General features: G+C 67.5%; 21 protein-coding genes. 16 read left to right on the forward strand and 5 right to left on the reverse strand.

What is annotated here, in order from left to right; genetic code table 11:
- Positions 1–127: 127 nt before the first annotated feature.
- From cyoA to AC56KL_RS09580, 13 genes are all read left to right on the forward strand, one after another.
- The gene (gene cyoA / locus AC56KL_RS09520) at positions 128–1,177 is read left to right on the forward strand and encodes a ubiquinol oxidase subunit II (protein WP_497179909.1); all 1,050 of its coding nucleotides are present in this window, start codon (positions 128–130) and stop codon (positions 1,175–1,177) included.
- A gap of 2 nt (positions 1,178–1,179) precedes the next feature.
- Positions 1,180–3,183, forward strand: coding sequence for a cytochrome o ubiquinol oxidase subunit I (gene cyoB / locus AC56KL_RS09525; protein ID WP_497179910.1), 2,004 nt, complete (start codon positions 1,180–1,182; stop codon positions 3,181–3,183).
- Positions 3,176–3,814, forward strand: a complete 639-nt coding sequence (gene cyoC, locus AC56KL_RS09530) for a cytochrome o ubiquinol oxidase subunit III (protein WP_497179911.1) — start codon at positions 3,176–3,178, stop codon at positions 3,812–3,814. The genes cyoB and cyoC overlap by 8 nt, the downstream gene beginning before the upstream one ends.
- On the forward strand, positions 3,811–4,212 hold the full coding sequence (gene cyoD, locus AC56KL_RS09535; protein WP_497179912.1) for a cytochrome o ubiquinol oxidase subunit IV: 402 nt from the start codon (positions 3,811–3,813) through the stop codon (positions 4,210–4,212). The genes cyoC and cyoD overlap by 4 nt, the downstream gene beginning before the upstream one ends.
- 18 nt (positions 4,213–4,230) lie before the next feature.
- Entirely contained in the window at positions 4,231–5,094 is an 864-nt protein-coding gene (locus tag AC56KL_RS09540) for an SURF1 family protein (protein ID WP_497179913.1), read from the forward strand.
- A 15-nt stretch (positions 5,095–5,109) separates the two neighbouring features.
- Positions 5,110–6,462 (forward strand): ATP-binding protein, encoded by a 1,353-nt coding sequence (locus tag AC56KL_RS09545; RefSeq protein ID WP_497179914.1) that lies wholly within the window; start codon positions 5,110–5,112, stop codon positions 6,460–6,462.
- Positions 6,446–6,988 (forward strand): response regulator transcription factor, encoded by a 543-nt coding sequence (locus AC56KL_RS09550; RefSeq protein ID WP_497179915.1) that lies wholly within the window; start codon positions 6,446–6,448, stop codon positions 6,986–6,988. Before AC56KL_RS09545 ends, AC56KL_RS09550 begins: the two co-directional genes overlap by 17 nt.
- Before the next feature lie 8 nt (positions 6,989–6,996).
- Positions 6,997–7,395: a c-type cytochrome gene (locus AC56KL_RS09555; protein ID WP_497179916.1), complete on the forward strand. Its 399-nt coding sequence runs from the start codon at positions 6,997–6,999 to the stop codon at positions 7,393–7,395.
- A gap of 3 nt (positions 7,396–7,398) precedes the next feature.
- Complete coding sequence (locus tag AC56KL_RS09560; protein WP_497179917.1) at positions 7,399–8,052, forward strand: MOSC domain-containing protein; 654 nt, start codon at positions 7,399–7,401, stop codon at positions 8,050–8,052.
- A 74-nt stretch (positions 8,053–8,126) separates the two neighbouring features.
- Positions 8,127–8,564 (forward strand): acetyltransferase, encoded by a 438-nt coding sequence (locus AC56KL_RS09565; RefSeq protein WP_497179918.1) that lies wholly within the window; start codon positions 8,127–8,129, stop codon positions 8,562–8,564.
- 270 nt (positions 8,565–8,834) lie between these two features.
- Positions 8,835–9,920, forward strand: a complete 1,086-nt coding sequence (locus tag AC56KL_RS09570) for a hypothetical protein (protein WP_497179919.1) — start codon at positions 8,835–8,837, stop codon at positions 9,918–9,920.
- A complete protein-coding gene (locus tag AC56KL_RS09575; RefSeq protein WP_497179920.1) occupies positions 9,913–11,169 on the forward strand; it encodes a cation:proton antiporter domain-containing protein in 1,257 nt (418 codons plus the stop codon). Before AC56KL_RS09570 ends, AC56KL_RS09575 begins: the two co-directional genes overlap by 8 nt.
- A complete protein-coding gene (locus AC56KL_RS09580) occupies positions 11,166–12,362 on the forward strand; it encodes a YbdK family carboxylate-amine ligase (protein ID WP_497179921.1) in 1,197 nt (398 codons plus the stop codon). Before AC56KL_RS09575 ends, AC56KL_RS09580 begins: the two co-directional genes overlap by 4 nt.
- A 275-nt stretch (positions 12,363–12,637) precedes the next feature.
- Here the strand turns inward: AC56KL_RS09580 and AC56KL_RS09585 are convergent, their stop codons facing one another.
- Complete coding sequence (locus AC56KL_RS09585; protein WP_497179922.1) at positions 12,638–13,126, reverse strand: MarR family winged helix-turn-helix transcriptional regulator; 489 nt, start codon at positions 13,124–13,126, stop codon at positions 12,638–12,640.
- A 171-nt stretch (positions 13,127–13,297) separates the two neighbouring features.
- Between AC56KL_RS09585 and AC56KL_RS09590 the strand changes: the two genes are divergently transcribed.
- Positions 13,298–15,769 carry a penicillin-binding protein 1A gene (locus tag AC56KL_RS09590; protein ID WP_497179923.1) on the forward strand — a complete coding sequence of 824 codons (2,472 nt, stop codon included), beginning with the start codon at positions 13,298–13,300 and terminating at the stop codon, positions 15,767–15,769.
- Here AC56KL_RS09590 and AC56KL_RS09595 read toward each other — a convergent pair.
- The 4 genes from AC56KL_RS09595 to AC56KL_RS09610 all read right to left on the reverse strand — a co-directional run bounded on the left by AC56KL_RS09595 (position 15,766) and on the right by AC56KL_RS09610 (position 19,580).
- Positions 15,766–16,317 carry a M23 family metallopeptidase gene (locus tag AC56KL_RS09595; protein WP_497179924.1) on the reverse strand — a complete coding sequence of 184 codons (552 nt, stop codon included), beginning with the start codon at positions 16,315–16,317 and terminating at the stop codon, positions 15,766–15,768. The genes AC56KL_RS09590 and AC56KL_RS09595 overlap by 4 nt on opposite strands.
- Before the next feature lie 72 nt (positions 16,318–16,389).
- On the reverse strand, positions 16,390–18,240 hold the full coding sequence (locus tag AC56KL_RS09600; RefSeq protein ID WP_497179925.1) for a sensor histidine kinase: 1,851 nt from the start codon (positions 18,238–18,240) through the stop codon (positions 16,390–16,392).
- 138 nt (positions 18,241–18,378) lie between these two features.
- Positions 18,379–19,218, reverse strand: coding sequence for a glucose 1-dehydrogenase (locus AC56KL_RS09605; RefSeq protein ID WP_497179926.1), 840 nt, complete (start codon positions 19,216–19,218; stop codon positions 18,379–18,381).
- A 182-nt stretch (positions 19,219–19,400) separates the two neighbouring features.
- Positions 19,401–19,580: a DUF3606 domain-containing protein gene (locus tag AC56KL_RS09610; RefSeq protein WP_027864044.1), complete on the reverse strand. Its 180-nt coding sequence runs from the start codon at positions 19,578–19,580 to the stop codon at positions 19,401–19,403.
- Between the two features lie 183 nt (positions 19,581–19,763).
- On the opposite strand from AC56KL_RS09610, the gene AC56KL_RS09615 reads away from it, so the two are divergent.
- Entirely contained in the window at positions 19,764–20,087 is a 324-nt protein-coding gene (locus tag AC56KL_RS09615; protein WP_497179927.1) for a thioredoxin family protein, read from the forward strand.
- Complete coding sequence (locus tag AC56KL_RS09620; RefSeq protein WP_497179928.1) at positions 20,084–21,388, forward strand: MFS transporter; 1,305 nt, start codon at positions 20,084–20,086, stop codon at positions 21,386–21,388. Before AC56KL_RS09615 ends, AC56KL_RS09620 begins: the two co-directional genes overlap by 4 nt.
- Positions 21,389–21,405: the final 17 nt, after the last annotated feature.

Genomic DNA, 21,405 nt, shown 5'->3' on the forward strand with positions numbered 1-21,405 from the left:
TCATTGTTATCGCGGCATTGCCGCGATTTCAATATAGCAAGGGTGGGACAAAGTGTCCAATGGTTGCCGTAGGCCGTTGGCGGTACAGTAGCATGTTCTTATTCCCATGTAACGTTAGATACCTAGCATGATTCCTAAAATTGTCCGCCGCGGACTCCCGTTACTTCCGCTTGCGCTGCTCTCCGGCTGCAACACGGTCGTAATGAATCCCACCGGCGATATTGCAAAACAGCAGGCAGACCTGATCACGATCTCGGTCTTGCTGATGCTGATCATTATCGTCCCGGTGATGATCCTGACTGTCCTGTTCGCGTGGCGCTACCGCAAGGGCAACACCACGGCCAAGTACGAACCGGACTGGGACCACTCGACCAAGCTCGAACTCGTGATCTGGGGCGCGCCGCTCCTGATCATCATCGTGCTGGGCCTGATCACCTGGGTCTCGACCCACAAGCTGGATCCCTACCGCCCGCTCGACCGCCTCGACGAGAACCGCCCGATCCCGGCGTCAACCAAGCCGCTCGAAGTGCAGGTCGTCGCACTTGACTGGAAGTGGCTGTTCATCTATCCGGAGCAGGGCATCGCTTCCGTCAACCAGCTGGTCACCCCGGTCGACGTGCCGATCCGCTTCAAGATCACCTCGTCGACCGTGATGAACACCTTCTACATCCCGACGCTGGCCGGCATGATCTACGCGATGCCGGCCATGGAGACGACCCTGAACGCCGTGCTGAACAAGCCGGGCGACTACAAGGGCCTGTCCGCCAACTTCAGCGGCGAAGGCTTCTCGCATATGTATTTCGCCTACAAGGGCGTCACGGCAGGCGAGTTCGACGCCTGGGTCGCGACGATGAAGGCCAACCCGGCCGTGCTGGACCGCGCCGAGTACCTGGCCGTCGAGAAGCCGTCCGTGCGCGAACCGGTGCGCCACTACGGCCAGGTGGAAGCCGCGCTGTTCAACCGCATCCTGAATCGTTGCGTGGCCGAGGGCAATGTCTGCATGAACGAGCAGATGTCCCAGGACCACCAGCGCAACGCCATCGCCGCTGCGGCGAAGCGCCTGCCGGGCAAGGCCCAGCTGGAGCAGATGGCCCAGCTGGCGGAAGCGGAAGTCTGCCTCACGCCGGACGCCGGTGGACCCACCGTCGGTATTCCTAATTCTCCTGTAAAGAAGTAATCATGCAAGATTCTCTCGACCTGACGAAGCTACTCTTCGGCCGGCTCAGCTGGGACGCGATTCCGTTCCACGATCCGATCCTGCTGGCGACCTTTGCCGGCGTGGTGGTGGGTGGCGGCGCCCTGGTGGCCCTGATCACCTACTTCCGCCAGTGGGGCAATTTGTGGAGCAACTGGATCACCAGTATCGACCACAAGAAAATCGGCATCATGTACATGATCCTCGGGCTCGTCATGCTGCTGCGCGGCTTTGCCGACGCGCTGATGATGCGCGCCCAGCAGGCCTTCGCCTTCGGCGCCAACAAGGGTTTCCTGCCGCCCGACCACTACGACCAGATCTTCACCGCCCACGGCGTGATCATGATCTTCTTCGTGGCGATGCCGCTGATCACGGGCTTGATGAACTACGTCGTGCCGCTGCAGATCGGCGCGCGCGACGTGGCCTTTCCGTTCCTGAACAACTTCTCGTTCTGGATGACCACCATGGGCGCCGTGCTGGTCATGGCTTCGCTGTTCGTCGGTGAATTCGCACGCACCGGCTGGCTGGCCTATCCGCCGCTGTCGGGCATCCTGGCCAGTCCGGGCGTGGGGGTCGACTACTACATCTGGTCCTTGCAGATCGCCGGCGTGGGTACCTTGCTGTCGGGCGTGAACCTGATCGTCACCATCGTCAAGATGCGCGCGCCGGGCATGGGCCTGATGAAGATGCCGGTGTTCGTCTGGACCTCGCTGTGCACCAACATCCTGATCGTGATCACCTTCCCGATCCTGACCGCCGTGCTGGCCATGCTGGGCATGGACCGCCTGTTCGACACCGCCTTCTTCACCAACGACCGCGGCGGCAACGCGATGATGTACGTGAACCTGATCTGGATCTGGGGCCACCCGGAGGTGTACATCCTGATCCTGCCGGCCTTCGGCATCTTCTCGGAAGTCGTCTCGACCTTCTGCGGCAAGCGCCTGTTCGGCTACACCTCCATGGTCTATGCGACCTGCGTCATCATGGTGTTGTCCTACCTTGTCTGGCTGCACCACTTCTTTACGATGGGCGCGGGGGCGAGCGTGAACTCGTTCTTCGGGATCACGACGATGATCATCTCGATCCCGACGGGCGCGAAGATCTTCAACTGGCTGTTCACCATGTACCGCGGCCGCATCCGCTTCGAACTGCCGATGATGTGGACCGTGTCGTTCATGCTGACCTTCACGCTCGGCGGCATGACCGGCGTGATGCTGGCGATCCCGGCGGCCGACTTCGTGCTGCACAACTCGCTGTTCCTGATCGCGCACTTCCACAACGTGATCATCGGCGGCGTCGTGTTCGGCCTGTTCGCGGGCTTCAACTACTGGGCGCCGAAGATGTTCGGCGTGAAGCTCAACCAGTTCTGGGGCCACGTGTCCTTCTGGCTGTGGTCGATCGGCTTCTGGGTCGCCTTCACCCCGCCGTACATCCTGGGCTTCATGGGCGTCACGCGCCGCATGAGCCATTTCGAAGATCCGTCGATCCAGTGGCTGTTCCAGATTTCGCTGGTCGGCACCCTGATGATCGCGGGCGGCATCGGTGCGCTGCTGCTGCAATGCTTCTTCACCTGGAAAGACCGCGCCAAGCTGCGCGACATCACCGGCGACCCATGGGATGGCCGTACCCTCGAGTGGTCGACCGCGTCGCCGCCGCCGGACTACAACTTCGCCTTCACCCCGGTGGTGCACGACAACGACACCTTCGCCGACATGAAGAAGAACGGCTACCAGCGTCCGCTGAAGGATTTCGTGGCGATCCACATGCCCAAGAACACCTGGGCCGGCTTCGTCATCTCGGTCCTGTCCGCCGTGGTGGGCTTCGGCATCATCTGGCACATGTGGCTGCTGACCGCCGTCGGTTTCGTCGCCATGATGGCAGCGATCATCGTCCACACGTTCAACTACAAGCGCGATTTCTACATTCCGGCGGAAGAAGTGGCCCGTTCCGAAGAAGCGCATACCCGTCTGCTGAAGAGCTATGTCTAATACCAATGCAACCATTCCCGGCGGCCTGAGCCCCGACGACGTGACCGCGCGCTACCTGGTGCGCGAGCACCATCCGGAGCAGGGCACCTTGCTCGGCTTCTGGATCTACCTGATGAGCGACTGCCTCATCTTCGCGTCCCTGTTCGCCACCTATGCGGTGCTGGGCCGTAACTACGCCGGCGGTCCGACCGGCGCGGAGCTGTTCGACCTGACCCTGATCGCCATCAACACCGGCTTCCTGCTGCTGTCGTCGATCACCTTCGGTGTCGCGATGATCTCGGCCCAGGCCAAGAAGCTGGGCGCGACCCTGCTCTGGATGGGCGTCACCGGCCTGCTGGGCCTGGCCTTCCTGTCGCTCGAGATCTACGAGTTCCTGCACCTGATCCACCAGGGCGCCGGTCCCCAGCGCAGCGGCTTCCTGACCGCGTTCTTCGCGCTGGTCGGCACCCACGGCCTGCACGTGCTGTTCGGCGCGATCTGGCTGGTGGTCCTGATGGTCCAGCTGGCCAAGCACGGCATCAACACCGAGAACTTCCGCCGCCTGCAGTGCCTGTCGCTGTTCTGGCACTTCCTGGACGTCGTCTGGATCGGCGTATTCACCTTTGTCTACCTGATGGGAGTGCTGCCATGAGCGAACACATCCACCACCACGAGCACGACCACAACGGTCATACCAGCTTCGTCACGCACTATTCGATGAAGGACTATGCGATCGGCTTCGCGCTGTCGCTGGTGCTGACCGCGATCCCGTTCTGGCTCGTCATGGGCAACGTGCTGCCGACCGAAACGACCAAGTACGTGATCATGGGCTTTGCCGGCGTCCAGTTCGTGGTGCAGATGATCTACTTCCTGCACATGAATTCGAAGTCGGAAGGCGGCTGGAACATGATGGCGCTGATCCTGACCGTCGTGCTGCTGGTGATCGTGCTGGCAGGCTCGATCTGGGTGATGACCCACATGAACGCCAACATGATGCCGGCCATGGGTGGGGCAAGCGACACCACCCACGGCATGCACGACACGCAGTAAGCGCTTCATCGTCCCGCGATGACGTCCCCGCGCGACCAGCAGGCAGCACCTGCCGCCCATGCTCCGCGCAGCGCTTTCGCGCGGCGGATGCTGGCGCTGGCGGCGCTGCTGCTGGCCGCGCTTTTTTTGGGTCTCGGGACCTGGCAGGTGGTTCGCCTGCAATGGAAACTGGCGCTGATCGCCCGCGTCGACGCCCGCGTGCACGCCGCGCCGGCGGCCTTGCCTCCCGCGGCGCGCTGGGCGCAGGTGACGAAGGAATCCGACGAATACCGGCGCGTGCGCGTGTCCGGACACTACCTCTACCCATTCACGACTCCGGTCCAGGCGGTCTCCGACCTGGGCGCCGGCTTCTGGTTGCTCACGCCGCTCTGCACGGCCGAGGGCCACATCGTCTTCGTCAACCGCGGCTTCATTCCAGCGGCAGCCAACAAGCCCGGCACCTACCCGGCCCGCCGGGCGGCCGCCGATCCCTGCGCTACGAGCGGGGAGGGCGCCGCCGAGCGGGTCGAGCTTACCGGCCTGTTGCGCATCAGCGAGCCGGGCGGCGGCTTCCTGCGCGACAACGACCCTGCGGGTAACCGCTGGTTCTCCCGCGACGTGCAGGCGCTCGGCGCCGCCCGCGGCTTGGCGAACGTTGCGCCGAACGGCGCTGCCGGGAGCGCGCCGAACGGCTCTCCTGTGGTCGCGCCGTTCTTTATCGACGCCGGCAAGGGCCAGGATCCGGCTGGGGCGCCCGAGCGCGCCGCCGGTGGCCTGACTGTGATCGCCTTCCAGAACAACCATCTCGTCTATGCCCTGACCTGGTATGCGCTGGCCCTGATGGTGCTGGGCGCATGGTGGTGGATCAGCCGTTACGGAAGTACAATCCGTGACGATGACTGAGCACACCACACGGGCATGATCCAGAACCCCCTCGATTTCTTCGCCAAAGCCGGACGCAGCTCGCCCCAGGCCGCCGCCGCGAGCGTGGAGTTCGCCGCCGGCCACAAGAACATGCTGCAGCTGATCGAGCTGCGCTGGATCGCCGTCATCGGCCAGGTCACGACCATCGCGGCCGCCATCCTGGTGTTCGGCATCGCGCTGCCGCTGGTGCACATGCTGCAGGTGCTGGCCTGCCTGATCGCCTTCAACGTCGCCAGCCACTTGCGCTGGCACGAGCGCCGGCCCGTCTCAAACACCGAAATGTTCATGGCCCTGCTGGTCGACGTGGCCAGCCTGACCGTGCTGCTCTACCTGTCCGGCGGCATCACCAACCCCTTCTCCTTCCTCTACCTGCTGCAGGTGATCATCTCGGCCGTGCTGCTGGAGGTGATGTGGACCTGGACCATCGTCCTGATCACGATCGCCTGCATGGCCGGGCTGGCGATGTACGCCCAGCCGCTCGCGCTCCCCTTCGACCATGCACGGGGCATCTCCAGCCTCTACATCCAGGGCCTGCTCGTGTGTTTCGCCCTGAATGCGGCGCTGCTGGTGATGTTCATCTCGCGCATTTCCGACACCCTGCGCCAGAAAGCGGCGCAGCTGGCCTTGCTGCGCCAGCACGCCGTCGAGGAAGAGCACATCGTGCGCATGGGCCTGCTGGCCTCGGGCGCCGCGCACGAGCTGGGCACGCCGCTGGCCACCGTGTCCGTGATCCTGGGCGACTGGAAGCGCATGCCCCAGTTCCGCAACGATCCCGACCTGCTGGAAGAAATCACCGAGATGCAAACCCAGCTGCAGCGTTGCAAGTCCATCGTCAGCGGCATCCTGCTGTCGGCCGGCGAAGCGCGCGGCGAGTCGGCCGTGCGTACCACGGTGCGCAGCTTCCTCGACGGCGTGGTCGCGAGCTGGCGTGCGAGCCGCCAGGTCGCCAGCTTCCAGTACAATGACCGTATCCTGGAAGACCGGCCGGTCGCGTCCGATTCCGCGCTCAAGCAGACCATCGACAACCTGCTCGACAATGCGCTCGAGGCATCGCCCGACTGGGTCGGCCTGGACGCCTGGATCGAGGATGGCAGCCTGATCGTGATGGTCACCGACCGTGGACCGGGCTTCGCGCCGAGCATGCTGGGCCAGATCGGGAAGCCCTACCAGTCCACCAAGTCCAAGCCCGGACGCGGCCTGGGCCTGTTCCTGGCAGTGAACGTGGTGCGCAAGCTGGGCGGTTCGGTGACGGCGGCCAACCGGGAACAGTGCGGGGCGCAGGTGACACTGCGCCTGCCGCTGTCGAGCATTGAACTGGAAGAGGAACGCATTGACGGAAAACATTGAGCGCCTGCTCCTGATCATCGAGGACGACGAGGCGTTCGCGCGCACCCTGAACCGCTCCTTCGAGCGCCGCGGCTACCGGGTGCTGGTGGCCCACGGCCTCGAGGAAGCGACCGCGCTGCTGGTCGAACACTCGCCGGGGTATGCGGTCGTCGACCTCAAGCTCAAGGGCAATACCTCCGGCCTGGCCTGCGTCCAGCTGCTGCACGAGCACGACCCGGACATGCTGATCGTCGTGCTGACCGGCTTCGCCAGCATCGCCACCGCGGTCGAGGCCATCAAGCTGGGGGCGGTGCAGTACCTGGCCAAGCCGTCCAATACCGACGACATCGAGGCCGCTTTCGGACACGTGGCCGGCAATGCCGAGGTCGAGGTGACCAATCGCTCCACCTCGATCAAGACCCTCGAGTGGGAGCGCATCCACGCGGTGCTCGCCGAGACCGACTTCAACATCTCGGAAGCGGCGCGCCGCCTCGGCCTGCACCGGCGCACGCTGGCGCGCAAGCTCGAGAAGCAGCGGGTGAAGTAAGGCGCCCGATGCGCGCACTCGCCTTGTTCGCGTTCCTGTCCTGCGCGGCCCAGCTGGGGCAGGCCGCCCAGCCGGCCCGGGCGCCAGAGGCAGGGCGCGCTGCCTTCAAGCGCTGCGCCAACTGCCACCAGGTCGGCCCCGGCGCGCGCAGCCATTTCGGACCGCAGCTCAACGGCATCGTCGGCCGCCGCGCCGGCGCGGCCACCGATTTCGCCTATTCGCCGTCAATGAAGCGCGCGGGTTTCGTCTGGGACGAGGCGCGCCTGGCGGCCTTCCTGCGCGAGCCGGACGCCGTAGTTCCCGGCAACCGCATGCGCTTCTGGAGCCTGATGAGCGAGCGCCAGGCGCGCGACCTGGTCGCCTACCTGCGCTCGTTCCCGCCATCCGCGCCGGCGAATGGCCGCTAGCACATGGGCAGCGTGATCGCACTGGCGCTACGCGCGCCGGCGTCGGGAGCGCCGGCGCCGGCCGAGTCGGTCGAGGCGATCGCCGGCCTCGGACTGGCCGGCGACCGGCATGCCGATGCGCGGTCGCCGCGCCAGGTGCTGATTGCAGGCAGTGGCGTCTACGAGGAATTGTCCTTGCCGGCGCTGGCCCTGGCCGAAAACATCCTGCTCGATGTCGACACGGCCGCCATGGCGTCCGGCACCCTGCTGCGCATCGGCCACGACGTCGTGCTGCGCCTGAGCTTCCAGTGCGAGGCCTGCGGCAGTCTCGAGCGGCGGTGCGCGGGCCTGGCGCGTGCGCTCGGCCGCCGGCGCGGAGTGCTTGCCCGCGTCATCGCGGGCGGGGAGGTCCGCGCAGGCGACCGGCTGGAGATCGTCGGCCGGCGCATGGCGGCCATGGCGGACGACTGGCGCGAACGGGTGTTGCAGGTGCTGCATGCGGTCCCCGCAGGCATGGTGGTCGACTACGCCGTCCTGGCGCGCCTGGCCGGTGTGCAGTCCAGCTATTGCCGGGCCTTCCCGCGCCTGCTGGCCGCACACGGGCTGGCCGGCAAGGCGGTGGCGGCGCGCATCGACCCGGCAAGGCCCCGGTGGGATGGCGCCGGACTGTTCGACTGACGCAGGCCACCCGGGAGATCGACCAGGCACTTCCTGTTGAGGCACAATACGGTTTCCTCGACAAGGAACACCGCATGACGACCATCCGACTGTCGCTCGATACCGACACCGCCGCGCTGGCGGATATCTGGCGCGCCAGCGTGCGCGCTACCCACGACTTCCTGTCCGACAGCGACTTCAAGGAAATCGAGATCCTGGTCGCCGAGCAGTACCTGCCGGCCTGCCGGGTCTGGGTCGCGCTCGACGCCGCCGGCAGGCCACGTGGCTTCATGGGCCTCACGGAGGCCAACGTGGACACGCTGTTCATCGACCCCGCCAGCCGTGGCCAGGGAATCGGCCGCCATCTGCTGGCCCACGCCAGGGAGCTGGCAGGTCCCCTGAGTGTCGACGTCAACGAGCAGAACCTGCAGGCCGTGGGTTTCTATCGCCACATGGGCTTTACCGAACAGGGGCGCTCGCCGCGCGACGATGCCGGCCGGCCCTACCCCTTGCTTCACATGCAGCAGATCTGAATCAAGGTAAATACATTTGCACAAACATGGTTGCATCCAGCACATTTTTAGTCCATTATTGCTGAGTGGCGCCGGTTCCAGCGAGCCGGCGCCCGATCAGCGATGAGGCGGCTCAGTCCGTTTCTTTTCATCCCCCGCCTCGCGCCGGGGGTCTTTTTCGGTACCGCGGCCCTGGTGCAGCGGCTGGCGCGGCTGGTATCACGGCGCGCCCCTGCCGGCCCACCGCCAGGCAAGCTGCACGCTTCACCTGCGCGACCCACCGGAGGAAACTTGACGACACTGTTCTCCCCGACGAGCGGCGTAGCCCGGATCGTCGCCCACCGCCCGCCGCAGAGCCTGGCTCCTGTATGCGCCGCCGTCCTTGCGCTGTGCATGCCGGTACCAGCGCAGGCAGCGCCTCGCCTGCCGGCCGTGCCGGCTGCGGCCGACTTCCCGGCGCTCAGCGGTTCGCGCCCCGGCGCCTGCAGCGCACCCCTCGACGCCGGCCCGGCCGCGCTCGGCGCGCCTGCGTTGCGCCGCTGTGCCTGGAGCCAGCGCATCGAAATGCTCTACTGGGACGAACTGCCGGCGCCCTCCGGCGCTTGCCTGCCTGGCGCCGCCATCGCCTGGCACCGCCTGGGCGCCGCCATGGGCGCAGTGCTGCCGCCGTGGAACGGCGCCTGGAGCGGGCAATCGTCACGGGTCGAGACCGGCGGCGTGGTGCAGGCCGGCTCGGTCTGGCGCCGCGCCGACGGCCAGTGGTCGGCGGTGTTGTGGCGCTGGCGTCCGTCCGACCGCATTCCGACGCGGAACTGGCAGGCCGGCCATTGGGCCGAGGTGCTGGCGGCCGTACGCGCCGTCGACGCCGCCAATCCGGCGCCGCCGCGCTCGACCCTGATGGTCGCCTGGCTCGACGCCACCAACGGCAAGCCGCGCGTGCTCGGCTCCGACAGCTGGCGCTGGGCCAGCGAGGGCGCCTGTTTCGACCTGCGCAGCGCCAACCTGGGCCAGGCCCAGCTGCCCCTGCAGCATTCGCGCGACGACGCCAGGCTCGAGCAGCGCAGCGCCATGCAGGTGCTGCTGGCGCGCCGTTACCCGAATGCCGAATGGCTGCGTCCGTTCACCTTGGTCGAACCGGCCATCGCAGGCGACCGCACCGGCGCCAAGTTCCTGGCCGTCTGGAAAGAGGGCCCGGCGCTGCACGGCCAGTTGTGGATTCCGCTGCCCGGCGAGGGCGGCATCATGCGCGCCCGGATCTCGAGTGAGCTGCCGGCCGCGAGCGCCCCGGGGGCGGCCGCGCTCACGAAGGGCCGCGCCGTCCTGACCGAACGCGAGCTGAGCAAGCTGGCCCATGCCTGGGAGACCCGCCATGAATGAGGAACTCTCGACGCCCCTGTGGCTGCTCTCGCCGCTGGCCGTGCTGGGCGCCGGCCTGATGCTGGCGCTGGTGCTGGGCATGCTGCTGCAGCGCTTCAAGGTGCCGAAACTGTACGGCGCAGTGCTCGCCGGCCTGCTGCTGGGCGCCAGCGGCGGCGAGCTGATCGACCGGCCACTGCTGGCCCAGTTCCAGGAACTGCTGAATGCGGCGACCGCGCTGGTACTGTTCGAGGTCGGGCGCAAGATGGACCTGGCCTGGCTGCTCAGGAGCGGCCGGCAGGGCGGCAGCCTGCTGCTGGCCACGCTGGCCCGCCTGGCCGCCGTGGCCCTGGTCGTGCGCCTGCTCGGACTGCCCTGGAGCGCGGCCCTGTTCATCGCCTCGATCCTGATCGCCGTGAATCCGGTCATCGTGAATTCGATGGTGGCCGACGAGAATGCCAGCGGCACCAGCACCTTCGCCACCGCCAACATGGTGGGCCTGAGCAGCCTGGTGGCCTTGCTGATGCTGGCTGTCACCATGGCCTGGACCCGCAGCCACGGGATCGACGCCGCCACAGATTTCGGTTCCGAGCTGGTGCGCCAGGGCGGCAAGCTGGTGCTGGGAGCCGCGATCGCGCTGCTGTCCTACGGGCTGTACGCGGCCGCTACCCGGCTGTGCAAGGTGCCGGCGACGATGCGTCCCGGCATGCTGCTGGCCGCGCTGCTGATCGACCTGGGCCTATGCTCGATCTCGTCGGCCAGCGCGCTCCTGTCGCTTTTGCTGATGGGCCTGCTGTTGCGTAACGCCGAGCGCCGCGACAACGTGTTCCAGGCCCAGCTCAAGACTGCCCAGGACATCGGCTACGTGCTCCTGTTCCTCATGTCGGCGGCCCTGGTCGACCTGCAGGGCCTGGCCCAGGGGTGGACGCTGCTGGCGGCGCTGGCCGTGTTCGCCGTGCGGATCGCAGCCACGCGCCTGGCTCTATGGCCGGCCACCGCCTGGGACCGCAACAAGAAGCATGCGATGGCGCTGTCGATGTGTTCGCTGGTCAGCTACGGCGGACTGGTGGTCGACACCACGCTGAATGCCTACACAGGCCTGGACACGGTGTCCACCGAGCTGATGGGAGCGCTGCTGGCGCTGAACGTACTGCTGGCGCCCGGCCTGACCTGGCTCGGCCTGCGCATGGCGGGCGAGACCTACCGCCAGGCAGCGCCCCACGAAGAGCGCAGCGACCAGGACCACCCGAAGAAGGAGGTGAACGCATGAGCGCACCCTTGAACGACGAAGAGACGGCCCGCCTGGCGCAGGCGCAGGCCCGCGCGGTGTCGGGGCAGGGCCCGGCTTTCCTGCCCGATTTCACGCCCTCGACCGTGGGAACCATGGGCATCGAGCTCGAACTGATGGTGCTGGACCGGCTCACCTACGACCTGTTCCCGGCCGCGCCGGATATCCTGCGCGTGCTCGACAAGCATGACAAGCCCTGGGTGCACACGCCCGAGATCACCACCTCGATGCTGGAAGTGGCCACCTCGATCCTGAGCAGCTTCGGCGAGGCGCAGGAGCAGCTCGAGCACATCCGCAGCACCGTGGGGCGCGCCGCCTTCGAGGTCGGCGCCGCGGTCTCGGGCGGGGGCGCCCACCCGTTCCAGCGCTGGAACGAACAGCGCATTTATCCGAAGGAGCGCTACTTCGAGTCGGAGCGCAAGTACGGCTACCTGGCCAAGCTGTTCACCGTGTTCGGCATGCACGTGCACATCGGCGCCGGCACGGCCGACGAGGCGGTGCGCCTGTGCGCCTGGCTGACCCAGCGCGCGCCGCTGTTCGTGGCCCTGTCGGCCAACTCGCCGTGCTGGCAAGGCGAGGTGTCGGGATTCTGCAGTTCGCGCAGCAACGTGGTCGGCGCCTTCCCGATGAGCGGGATCCAGCCGCATGACCTGCGCAGCTGGCAGGACTTCCGCGACTATTTCGAGCGGCTGGCGGGATTCGGCATCGTCAACAGCATCAAGGATTTCTACTGGGACGTACGGCCTAAGCCCGAGTACGGCACCATCGAGCTGCGCGTGCTCGACACGCCCTTGAAGCCGGTGTACGCCGCGGCGCTGGCCTGTTACGCGCGCGAGCTGTGCCTCGAGTTCGCAGACGCCGCCGGCGCCTGGCCGACCAACGGCAGCCGCGAGCTGTACACCTGGAACCGCTTCAATGCGGCGCGCGACGGGGTGGCCGCCAACTGGATCGACCCCGAGACCGGCGCTTCCAGGCCAGTGTGCGAGGTGATCCGCAGCGACCTCGAACGGCTCGGCCGGCGCTCGCGCGACCCGGGCTTCGGCAAGGCCTGCGCCGTGATCGAGGACCTGATGAAGGAGGGCGGCCAGGCCGGCCTGCTGCGCCGGCACCTGGCGGCAGGCGGTGGCATGAACGACCTGGCGCGGGTCGCCAGCGAGATCTTCGACGCCGGCTAGGCCTGTTCGACCGAAGCCAGGGCAGAGCCCGCGATTCTCCGTAGGGTGGTCGGCTCCGCCGACCGCGCGTTCAGCCCAGGCATGCGGCACGACTGCGCCTGTCGTTCACTCAGGCATGCGGCACGACTGCGCCTGCGCCTGTCGTTCAGCCCAGGCATGCGGCACGACTGCGCCTGCGCCTGTCGGACGCGCGGTCGGCCAAGCCGACCACCCTACGTTTGTCCCGAACACGTCGTTCCATTGACTCTGCAATCGGTCAGACAGGCGCTGGCGCCTCAGAGCTGCGACAACGGCGTGGTGGCGGCGGCGTCGTCAACGCCCAGCTCGGCGATCAGGCGATCCAGGTTCTGCTCCAGCTGATCCAGGGTGGCCGCGTCGAGGCTGGCCAGCGCGTCCGGCAGCACCCCGGCGAAGGGCATCGGGGCGCGCTGCAGGATCTCGCGCCCCGCCGGCTGCACGTACAGGGCGACGGTGCGGCGGTCGGCGCCTTCGCGGCTGCCGCTCACGTAGCCGCGCTCCACCAGGCTGCGCACCAGGTTGCTGGCGGTCGACTGGTGGATGTCGAGTTCGCGCGCCAGGCCGGTGGCGCCGATGCCGGGATGGCGCTCGATGACCGACAGCGCCCACAGCTGGGCGCCGCCGACCCCGGCCTCGCGCTCGACCTGGCGGAAATGGGTCTTGACGGCGTTGAACACGATACGGAACTGGCGCAGCACGCGCATGGACTGGCCGCTGTCGGGCGCTGGATCGGGATTCGGATGCATGGCGCGATCATAGCGGATTTCCAGGCATCCGGTACGGCCCGGAACGCCGGGTGCGCCGGCTTGCCGCGCAAGCCGGACCGTGCGCGCGGCAGTGGTCGGCTATACTTCTCCCATAGGTAGCGCCGGCAAGCCGGCCGTGATGCCGGCATTCGCAGCAAGGACTCGTATATAGTGAACCAGGAAGAAAAGACCGAACCCCAGCTGGGGCCCGACAGCCGAGCCGGCGGGCTCAAGGGCCATGGCAGGCGCCTGTTCGAAGGCGCCCGCGGGCGCGCCCAGGCGGGGGTCTCGCTGGCCCAGGCGCGCCTGCGCGGCCGTTCGCGCACCGAGCAGGTGCTGCTGGTCGGGCTGTGGACGCTGGCTGCCGGCCTGATGGCCTTCTTCCTCTACCTGGTGATACTGATCCCGCTTACCCCCGGCATCGACGACCTGCGCCAGGCCAGTACCGCACGCCCGACCGTGATCCTGTCCGCCGACGGCAAGGAACTCGGCAGCTTCGAGAAAGGCCTGCAGGAGCGGGTAAAGCTGTCGCAGGTGTCGCCGCACGTGATCAAGGCCCTGATCTCGACCGAGGACCACCGCTTCTACGACCACCACGGCGTCGATTTCCGCCGCGTGGCGGGGGCACTGGTCGCCACCCTCAAGGGCGACCCGCAGGGCGGCTCGACCATTACCCAGCAGCTGGCGCGCAATATGTTCCCCGACGAGATCGGCCGCGCACGCAGCGTGAACCGCAAGATGAAGGAACTGATCACCGCGATCAAGATCGAGAACACCTACAGCAAGACCGAGATCCTCGAGGCTTACCTGAACACCGTGCCTTTCCTCTACAACGCCTATGGTATCGAGATGGCGGCGCGCACCTATTTCGGCAAGTCCGCAGCCAGGCTGGACGTGCTGGAATCGGCCACGCTGGTGGGCATGCTGAAGGGCACCCATTATTACAACCCGGTGGCCAACCCGGAGCGCTCCAAGCTGCGCCGCAACGTGGTGCTGTCGCAGATGGCCAAGCACGGCGCGTTCACGCAAGAGCGCTACCGGCAGCTGGCGAAGCGTCCGCTGCGCGTGCGTTTCGCGCGCCTGAACGACCGCAGCGGCAAGGACGACCATTTCACGGCCTACGTGCGCAAGTGGCTGCTCGATTGGGCCGAGCAGAACGACTACGACCTGCAGCTCGACGGCCTGGTGGTGCACACGACGCTCGACCAGGACTTGCAGGAAGCGGCCGTGCGCGCCGTGGAGCGCCAGACCAACACGCTGCAGGCGATCGCCGATGTGGAGTGGGCGTATGCCGGCATGCCGCGTTCGACGTCGACCGGCATGTACACGTCCATGCGCGACGAAGTCGATCCGTTTGCGTATTACTGGAGCTCGCATGCGCGCACGCTCGACGCCTTCGTGCGCGAGAGCGGCGAGTACCGCCAGGCGGTCGAAGACGGCGAGGCTGCGGCCGCCGCGCTGAAGCGCCTGAAGGCAGACCGCGGCTTCATGCGTGAGCTGAAGGCGAACAAATCGCGCCTGGAAGCGGGCTTCGTCGCCATGGACCCGCATACGGGCGAAGTGCGCGCCTGGGTCGGCAGCCGCAGTTTCGAGCGCGACCAGTTCGACCATGTGGTCCAGGCGGCGCGCCAGCCCGGTTCGACCTTCAAGCCGATCGTGTACGCCGCGGCGCTGGAAAGCGGCATTCCGCCGGACCAGACCTACCGCGACGTGGTGCAGGACATCCGCGTCGGCGGCACCGTCTGGCGTCCCACCGACATGTCCGGCAACAGCGGGCGCAGCATGACCATGCGCGAGGGCCTGGTGTACTCCAAGAACACCATCACCGCCCAGGTGATGCAGCAGGTCGGGGTGAATCCGATCGTGCGCCTGGCCCAGGGCATGGGCGTGCGCCAGAGCCGCCTGCAGGCGGTGCCCTCGCTGGCGCTGGGCACCAGCCCGGTGACCCTGCTCGAGATGGTCAGCACCTACAGCACCATCGCGGCCCAGGGCGAATACCGCAAGCCGGTGCTGGTGCGCCGCATCACCGACCGCGAAGGCAGGACGATCGCCGACTTCGCGCCGGCGGCGCCGGAGCGCGCGCTGTCGCAGGAAGCGGCCGTGACCCTGATCGACATGCTGCGCGGCGTGGTCAACCGCGGCACCGGCGGCGGCGTGCGCTACCGCTTTGGCGTGCAGGGCGACGTGGCCGGCAAGACCGGCACCACCCAGAACAATACCGACGGCTGGTTCATCCTGATGCATCCGAACCTGGTAGCGGGCGCCTGGGTGGGTTTCAACGACAACCGCGTGGCCATGCGCAGCAGCTACTGGGGGCAGGGCGGCCACAACGCCTTGCTGCTGGTGGGCGACTTCATGCGCTCGGCCATCGAGAGCGGCCGGGTCGATCCGAACGCCCTGCTGCCGGGCGGACGGCCGCCGCCGCCGCGCCCGGCCGAGGAGCCCGAGTACGTCGAGGAAGGCCAGGACGAGATGGAGTTCGAAGGCGAGATGCCGGCCGACGAGGAGGTTCCCGACCCTGCCCCGATCGAGGACGAGGACGCGGCCGAGCCGGTGCAGCCGGTGCCGGTACAGCCGGTACCCCTGCCGGAGTTTGCGCCGCCCCCTCCGCCGCCATCCAGCGGCGAAGACGACATCATCTAGGGTGCCGCGCCCGCCAAGGCCGCGCGCGGCGGTCCATCCTTCAACAAGGGATACGGGTTGAGCGGGCCGCCTGCGCCATACACGCCGTAGTGCAGGTGCGGAGGCGTGGTCCTGGCATTGCCCGTATTGCCCACGTAGCCCAGCAGCCGGCCTTGCTCGACCCGCATGCCCGGCGCAAGGTCCGAGAAGCGGTCGAGGTGGGCGTAGTAGTGGCGCTGGCCGCCCGGCCCCAGCACCCACACCACCTGGCCGCCCAAACGGTTGTTCCCGACCCGCAGGACGATGCCTTCGGTGGCGGCGCGCACCGCCGTGCCGCGCCTGGCGAAGATGTCGATGCCCTCGTGCTTGCGGCCTTCGCTCCTGGCCGCATGCCAGGTGTCAACCAGGGCTTTCGGCCGCACGCCGCTCACCGGCATGGCAAGGGCCGCGGGAGCTGGCATCGCGGCCAGCCGCATCGCGTACACGGCATGCCGGGCCCACGGTTCGAACAGGCCCCAGGCGGCAAGCAGGAGAACGGCAAACAGCAGACTGCGCAGAAAGGTTCGCATAGCGTGGATCCATGGAACGTGCGATACCGGACAGGTATGGGCGAAGCCGTGGATTTACAGGTGCGAACCGGATCAGGCCGGGTCAAGGCTGGCACGGACCCTCGGTTCGGCAGGCGCGTCGCCAGGCGCGCCGCCCGCGCTTAGCGGGAAGGCCAGGGTGAACACGCAGCCCTTGCCATGCCCCTCGCTATGCACCGATACCCTTCCGCCGTGCAGTGCGGTGAGCTCCTTGACCAGGGCCAGGCCGAGCCCGAGGCCGCCCTGGGCGCGGTCGATGCTGGTCGGTCCCTGGACCAGCACGTCGAAGATCACCGGTAGCAGCTCCGGCGCCAGGCCCACGCCCGTGTCGCTGACCTCCACCGTGACTTCATGCGCTTCCACGCTGCAGCGCACGCCGATGCGCCCGCCGGCCGGAGTGTACTTGATGGCGTTGTGCAGCAGGTTGTCGACGATTTGCTCCAGGCGGGTGCGGTCGCCGTCCACCCATGCCGGCCCGAATTCGGTTTCCCATCCATGGTTGCCGGCGTCGATCAGGCGCTTGGCCTCGACGCAGGAGCGCAGCACCTCGCCCAGGTTCACAGGCGTGCGCTGCAGGACGATCTTGCCCGAGAGGATGCGCTGCACGTCGAGCAGGTCGTCCACGATGCGGGTCAGGTGGCGCATCTGGCGGCGGCTGATCTCGCGCGCATTGGCCGCCAGTTCCGGCTTGAGGTTCGGCATGTCGAGTACGCTCATGGCTCCGGAGATCGCCGCCAGCGGGTTGCGCAGTTCGTGGCCGAGCATGGCCAGGAAGCCGTCCTTGGCCTGGCTTTGCGCCTCGGCCACGCGGCGCGCGCGCTGCTCGCTCAGGAGGAGCTGTTCGCGCTCGTGCTGGAGGGCCTGGCGCGCCGCGCTTTCGCGCGACAGCGCCTCGCTGGTGTAGTGCAGGCCGTCGAGCAGGGCGTCGACTTCGTCGACCTTGGTCGGGCGCGGCTTGGCGATGGCGCCGCGCGCGAGCGAGTTGGCCACGCTGCCGGCCTGCTGCAGCGCTGCCGACAGCTTGTTCCCGAAGAAGGAGGCGATCAGGAGGGCCATGCCCATCAGCAGCAACAGGGCCAGCGTGGCATAGGTAGCGGCAGTGCGGGCCGCCGATTCGATGTCGGCCACCGGTACGCCGATCACGATGGTCCAGCCGCTGGCCGCCGAGCGCGTATAGATGCCATATACCTCGGTGCCTTCGTGCGTCACGTGACGCAGCACGCCGCTTCCCGCATGCCGCGCCGCTGTACGCATCTCGGGATGCATCGGCTTGCCGGCAAGGCGTGCTCCATGCCGGTTGCGTGCGATCGTGTTCCCGTCCGCATCGAAGATGCCGACCAGCCAGGTCGGCTCGAGCGCACGGTTGGTGAACACGCGCTCGAAATAGCGGGCGTCGAACACCTGGCTCACGACATAGCGCGGGCGCTGGTCAGGCGGCGAGGGCACGTCCACCGACACGACGCCACGCCGCGACGTGGGGCCAAGGAAGTAGCCTGACACGCGGGTCTTGTTGGTGCGCAGGACTTCCTCGGCGAAATGCCGGGCTTGGCCGTTCAGCTCGGTATCGTAGGGCAGCAGGGTGTTGAATAAGGGGCGATATTGCTCGTCAACCAAGGTAGTCCACGACTGCCTGTCGCTGGCGTTGAGCCGCTCGGCAAGACGATACACCCGTGGCAGGTTGCCCAGCGCCAGGCTTTCCGAGCTGGCAATCGTGCGCAGCAGCGCTTCCTTCACGGCAAGTTCCCGGTCTACCAGCAATGCGGTGGCGCGCGCCGTCTCCTGCACCCGGTGGATGCGCGACGCCCGCTCCCAGTCGAGCAGCATTGACACCCCGATCCAGAACGCGAGCGCGACCGGGATCAAGATGGCGGCGGCCATCAGGAACAGGTAGGTGCGTGTTTTCATGGGGACATGCGTTCGCCGGTGCGCGCGAGGACAAAGCGTTGGCATTGCAAAATGGCAATGCAGGCAAGCTTAACAGAAGCTTCGCCTGGGTGCTTGCCTTTTCGTCACACTCGCGGCGGCCCATCGTGCCGCCCATTCCTACAGGATCGGTGTGCCCCCGGTCACCGCGATCCGCGCGCCGGAGATGTAGCTGGCCTGTTGCGATGCCAGCAGCACGTAGACCGGCGCCACCTCGACCGGCTGGCCGGGGCGCTTCATCGGCACCTGCTGGCCGAAGCTTTCCACCTGGTCAGGCGGCATGGTGGCCGGAATCAAGGGCGTCCAGATCGGGCCCGGCGCCACCGAGTTCACGCGAATGCCCTTTTCGGCCAGCAGTTGGGCAAGGCCCGCGCTGAAATTGGCGATCGCGCCCTTGGTGGCGGCATACGCCAGCAGGGTCGGCTTTGGATTGTCGGAGTTGATCGAGGTGGTATTGATGATCGACGAGCCCGGCTGCATATGGCGCACCGCAGCCTTGCAGATGTGAAACATCGCCGTGATATTCACCTGGAAGGTGTAGTCCCATTCTTCATCGGGGATGTCCTCGATCGCATCACGGCTCATCTGGAAGGCGGCGTTGTTGACCAGCACGTCGATGCGCCCGAATTCCGCCACGGCGCGCTCGACGATGGCGCGGCAGTGCGCCGGATCGGCCAGGTCGCCCGGCACCAGCACCGCGCGCCGGCCCGCCTCCTCGACCAGGCGCGCGGTTTCCTGCGCGTCCTCGTGCTCGTTCAGGTAGGACACCAGCACGTCGGCGCCCTCGCGCGCGAAGGCCAGCGCGACGGCGCGGCCGATGCCGCTGTCGCCGCCCGTGATGACGGTCGCCTTGTCCTTCAGCTTGCCGGAACCGACATAGCTCGATTCGCCATGGTCGGCCTTGGGGTCGAGGGCCGACTCGAGGCCCGGCGGTTCCTGCTGCTGCTTTGGCTGGTTCATGCGCTTCTCCGGTGGTGGCGCGCAGGGATGCGACGCCGTGCTTGAACTGGGCGTCCAAGATAGCGCGTCCGTCCGGAGGGCGTCGCGCCATTCCGGCGCGCATGGGCCGCGCCGCAAGGCGATGCTGCGGGGATGCAGGCCACCCCTGGGCTGCCTCCGCCCACGGGCATGCCGTCAGGGCCTCAGTGGCGCTTCAGGTGCTCGCGCACCGCCTCGGCGCTGGGGCCGACCTGCTTCACTGCACGCTCGAGCTCTTCCTTGCTCACGCCCAGCGCCTCGGTCCAGTGACGCACTTCCCATTCTTCGTTGACGTTGATGCGGGCACGGTCTTGCGCGCCACGGTTTTGCAGGTTGTCGGACATGATTGCCTCCTTGATCACTTTGCCTGCAGCCAGAGTGCCAGTCCCCGTGGTGCCCTTCCGTACGCTGTTTCACCTTGCGCCGCAAGACTGCCGCGGGATCGACCTACCCACCCGTGCCAGCGGCAACATTTTCAGGTACGCTTGCGATATCAACAGCACCCCGCACAGATGGAGGAGACCCGCATGTCCGCACCCTATGAAACCGCCCAGCCCGAACGCAGCGCCGTCGACGCCATGCCGGGCACCGTGATGCTCGATTTCGGCGCCAACTGGTGCGGCTACTGCCGCGCCGCCGAGCCCCTGATCGACGAGGCGCTCGCGGGCAGCAAGGGCGTGCGGCACGTGAAGGTCGAGGACGGACCAGGCCGTCCGCTCGGCCGCTCGTTCCGCATCAAGCTGTGGCCGACCGTGGTCGTGCTCCAGGACGGTCGTGAAGTGGCGCGCGTGGTGCGCCCGGTATCGAGCGACGAGGTGCGCGTGGCGCTGGCCCAGGCCGGTGCCGCATGAGCGGGTCGGCCCCGCCAGTCGCGGCGAACAAGCCGCGCACCGTCCTGTTCGCCAGCCTGATCGGCACCACCATCGAGTTCTACGACTTCTATATCTACGCGACCGCCGCGGTGCTGGTGTTCCCGCGGCTGTTCTTCCCGGCCGCCGATCCGGCCGCCGCCACCCTGCAGTCGCTCGCGACCTTCGCCATCGCCTTTTTCGCGCGCCCGGTCGGCTCGGCCGTGTTCGGACACTTCGGCGACCGCATCGGACGCAAGGCCACCCTGGTGGCGGCCCTGCTCACCATGGGCATTTCCACGGTGCTGATCGGCCTGCTGCCGACCTATTCCTCGATCGGCACGCTGGCGCCGCTGCTGCTGGCCCTGTGCCGCTTCGGACAGGGCCTCGGCCTGGGCGGGGAGTGGGGCGGGGCGGTCCTGCTTGCCACTGAGAACGCGCCGCCCGGCAAGCGCGCCTGGTACGGCATGTTTCCGCAACTGGGCGCGCCGATCGGCTTCTTCCTGTCGGGGGGCACCTTCCTGCTGCTGGGCCAGCTGATGTCGGACGAGGACTTCTTCAGTTACGGCTGGCGCATTCCTTTCCTGGCCAGCGCACTGCTGGTGCTGGTGGGCCTGTACGTCCGGCTGAAGATCACCGAGACGCCAGATTTCCAGAAGGTGCTGGACCGCAACGAGCGGGTCAAGGTGCCGGTGCTGGCCGTGTTCCGCGACCACCGGCGCGCGCTGGTGCTCGGCACCGTCACGGCACTGGCGACCTTCGTGATCTTCTACCTGATGACGGTGTTCGCGCTCAGCTGGGGCACGACGGCGCTGGGCTTTTCGCGCCAGCAGTTCCTGACCATGCAGCTGGTCGCGGTCGTGTTCTTCGGTCTGACCATCCCGCCCTCGGCGCTGCTGGCGGACCGCTACGGGCGGCGCATGGCGCTGATGCTGGTGAGCGGGGCGATCGCCGCGTTCGGGCTGCTGTTCGGTCCGCTGTTCGGCGCCGGCACGATGGTCTCGGTGGCGGGCTTCATGATCCTCGGCATGTGCCTGGTGGGCTTTACCTACGGTCCGCTCGGCACCCTGCTGGCCGAGCTGTTCCCGCCGGAGGTGCGCTACACGGGAGCGTCGCTGACCTTCAATTTCGCGGGCATCCTGGGCGCCTCGCTGGCTCCCTACATCGCGACCTGGCTGGCCACGAACCACGGCCTGGCTTTCGTCGGCTACTACCTGGCCGCCGCCGCGCTGCTCAGCCTGTTGGCCCTGGTAGCGATCGGCGCGCCCCGCACGTCCGCGCCGGCCCAGCCGGCTGCCCGCTAGGGAGGGCCGGCCCGCTC

The sequence above is a fragment of the Telluria sp. ZB4P34 genome (genome assembly GCF_059686055.1).

Bases quoted from the DNA above. Each gene is read 5' to 3' on its own strand.
- AC56KL_RS09540 (WP_497179913.1), top strand. From the start codon at position 4,231: ATGACGTCCCCGCGCGACCAGCAGGCAGCACCTGCCGCCCATGCTCCG.
- AC56KL_RS09580 (WP_497179921.1), top strand. From the start codon at position 11,166: ATGAGCGCACCCTTGAACGACGAAGAGACGGCCCGCCTGGCGCAGGCG.
- AC56KL_RS09610 (WP_027864044.1), bottom strand. From the start codon at position 19,580: ATGTCCGACAACCTGCAAAACCGTGGCGCGCAAGACCGTGCCCGCATC.
- cyoC (WP_497179911.1), top strand. From the start codon at position 3,176: ATGTCTAATACCAATGCAACCATTCCCGGCGGCCTGAGCCCCGACGAC.
- AC56KL_RS09595 (WP_497179924.1), bottom strand. From the start codon at position 16,317: ATGCGAACCTTTCTGCGCAGTCTGCTGTTTGCCGTTCTCCTGCTTGCC.
- AC56KL_RS09575 (WP_497179920.1), top strand. From the start codon at position 9,913: ATGAATGAGGAACTCTCGACGCCCCTGTGGCTGCTCTCGCCGCTGGCC.
- AC56KL_RS09600 (WP_497179925.1), bottom strand. From the start codon at position 18,240: ATGAAAACACGCACCTACCTGTTCCTGATGGCCGCCGCCATCTTGATC.
- AC56KL_RS09620 (WP_497179928.1), top strand. From the start codon at position 20,084: ATGAGCGGGTCGGCCCCGCCAGTCGCGGCGAACAAGCCGCGCACCGTC.
- AC56KL_RS09615 (WP_497179927.1), top strand. From the start codon at position 19,764: ATGTCCGCACCCTATGAAACCGCCCAGCCCGAACGCAGCGCCGTCGAC.
- AC56KL_RS09560 (WP_497179917.1), top strand. From the start codon at position 7,399: ATGGGCAGCGTGATCGCACTGGCGCTACGCGCGCCGGCGTCGGGAGCG.
- AC56KL_RS09585 (WP_497179922.1), bottom strand. From the start codon at position 13,126: ATGCATCCGAATCCCGATCCAGCGCCCGACAGCGGCCAGTCCATGCGC.
- cyoD (WP_497179912.1), top strand. From the start codon at position 3,811: ATGAGCGAACACATCCACCACCACGAGCACGACCACAACGGTCATACC.
- AC56KL_RS09605 (WP_497179926.1), bottom strand. From the start codon at position 19,218: ATGAACCAGCCAAAGCAGCAGCAGGAACCGCCGGGCCTCGAGTCGGCC.
- cyoB (WP_497179910.1), top strand. From the start codon at position 1,180: ATGCAAGATTCTCTCGACCTGACGAAGCTACTCTTCGGCCGGCTCAGC.
- AC56KL_RS09545 (WP_497179914.1), top strand. From the start codon at position 5,110: ATGATCCAGAACCCCCTCGATTTCTTCGCCAAAGCCGGACGCAGCTCG.
- AC56KL_RS09555 (WP_497179916.1), top strand. From the start codon at position 6,997: ATGCGCGCACTCGCCTTGTTCGCGTTCCTGTCCTGCGCGGCCCAGCTG.
- cyoA (WP_497179909.1), top strand. From the start codon at position 128: ATGATTCCTAAAATTGTCCGCCGCGGACTCCCGTTACTTCCGCTTGCG.
- AC56KL_RS09565 (WP_497179918.1), top strand. From the start codon at position 8,127: ATGACGACCATCCGACTGTCGCTCGATACCGACACCGCCGCGCTGGCG.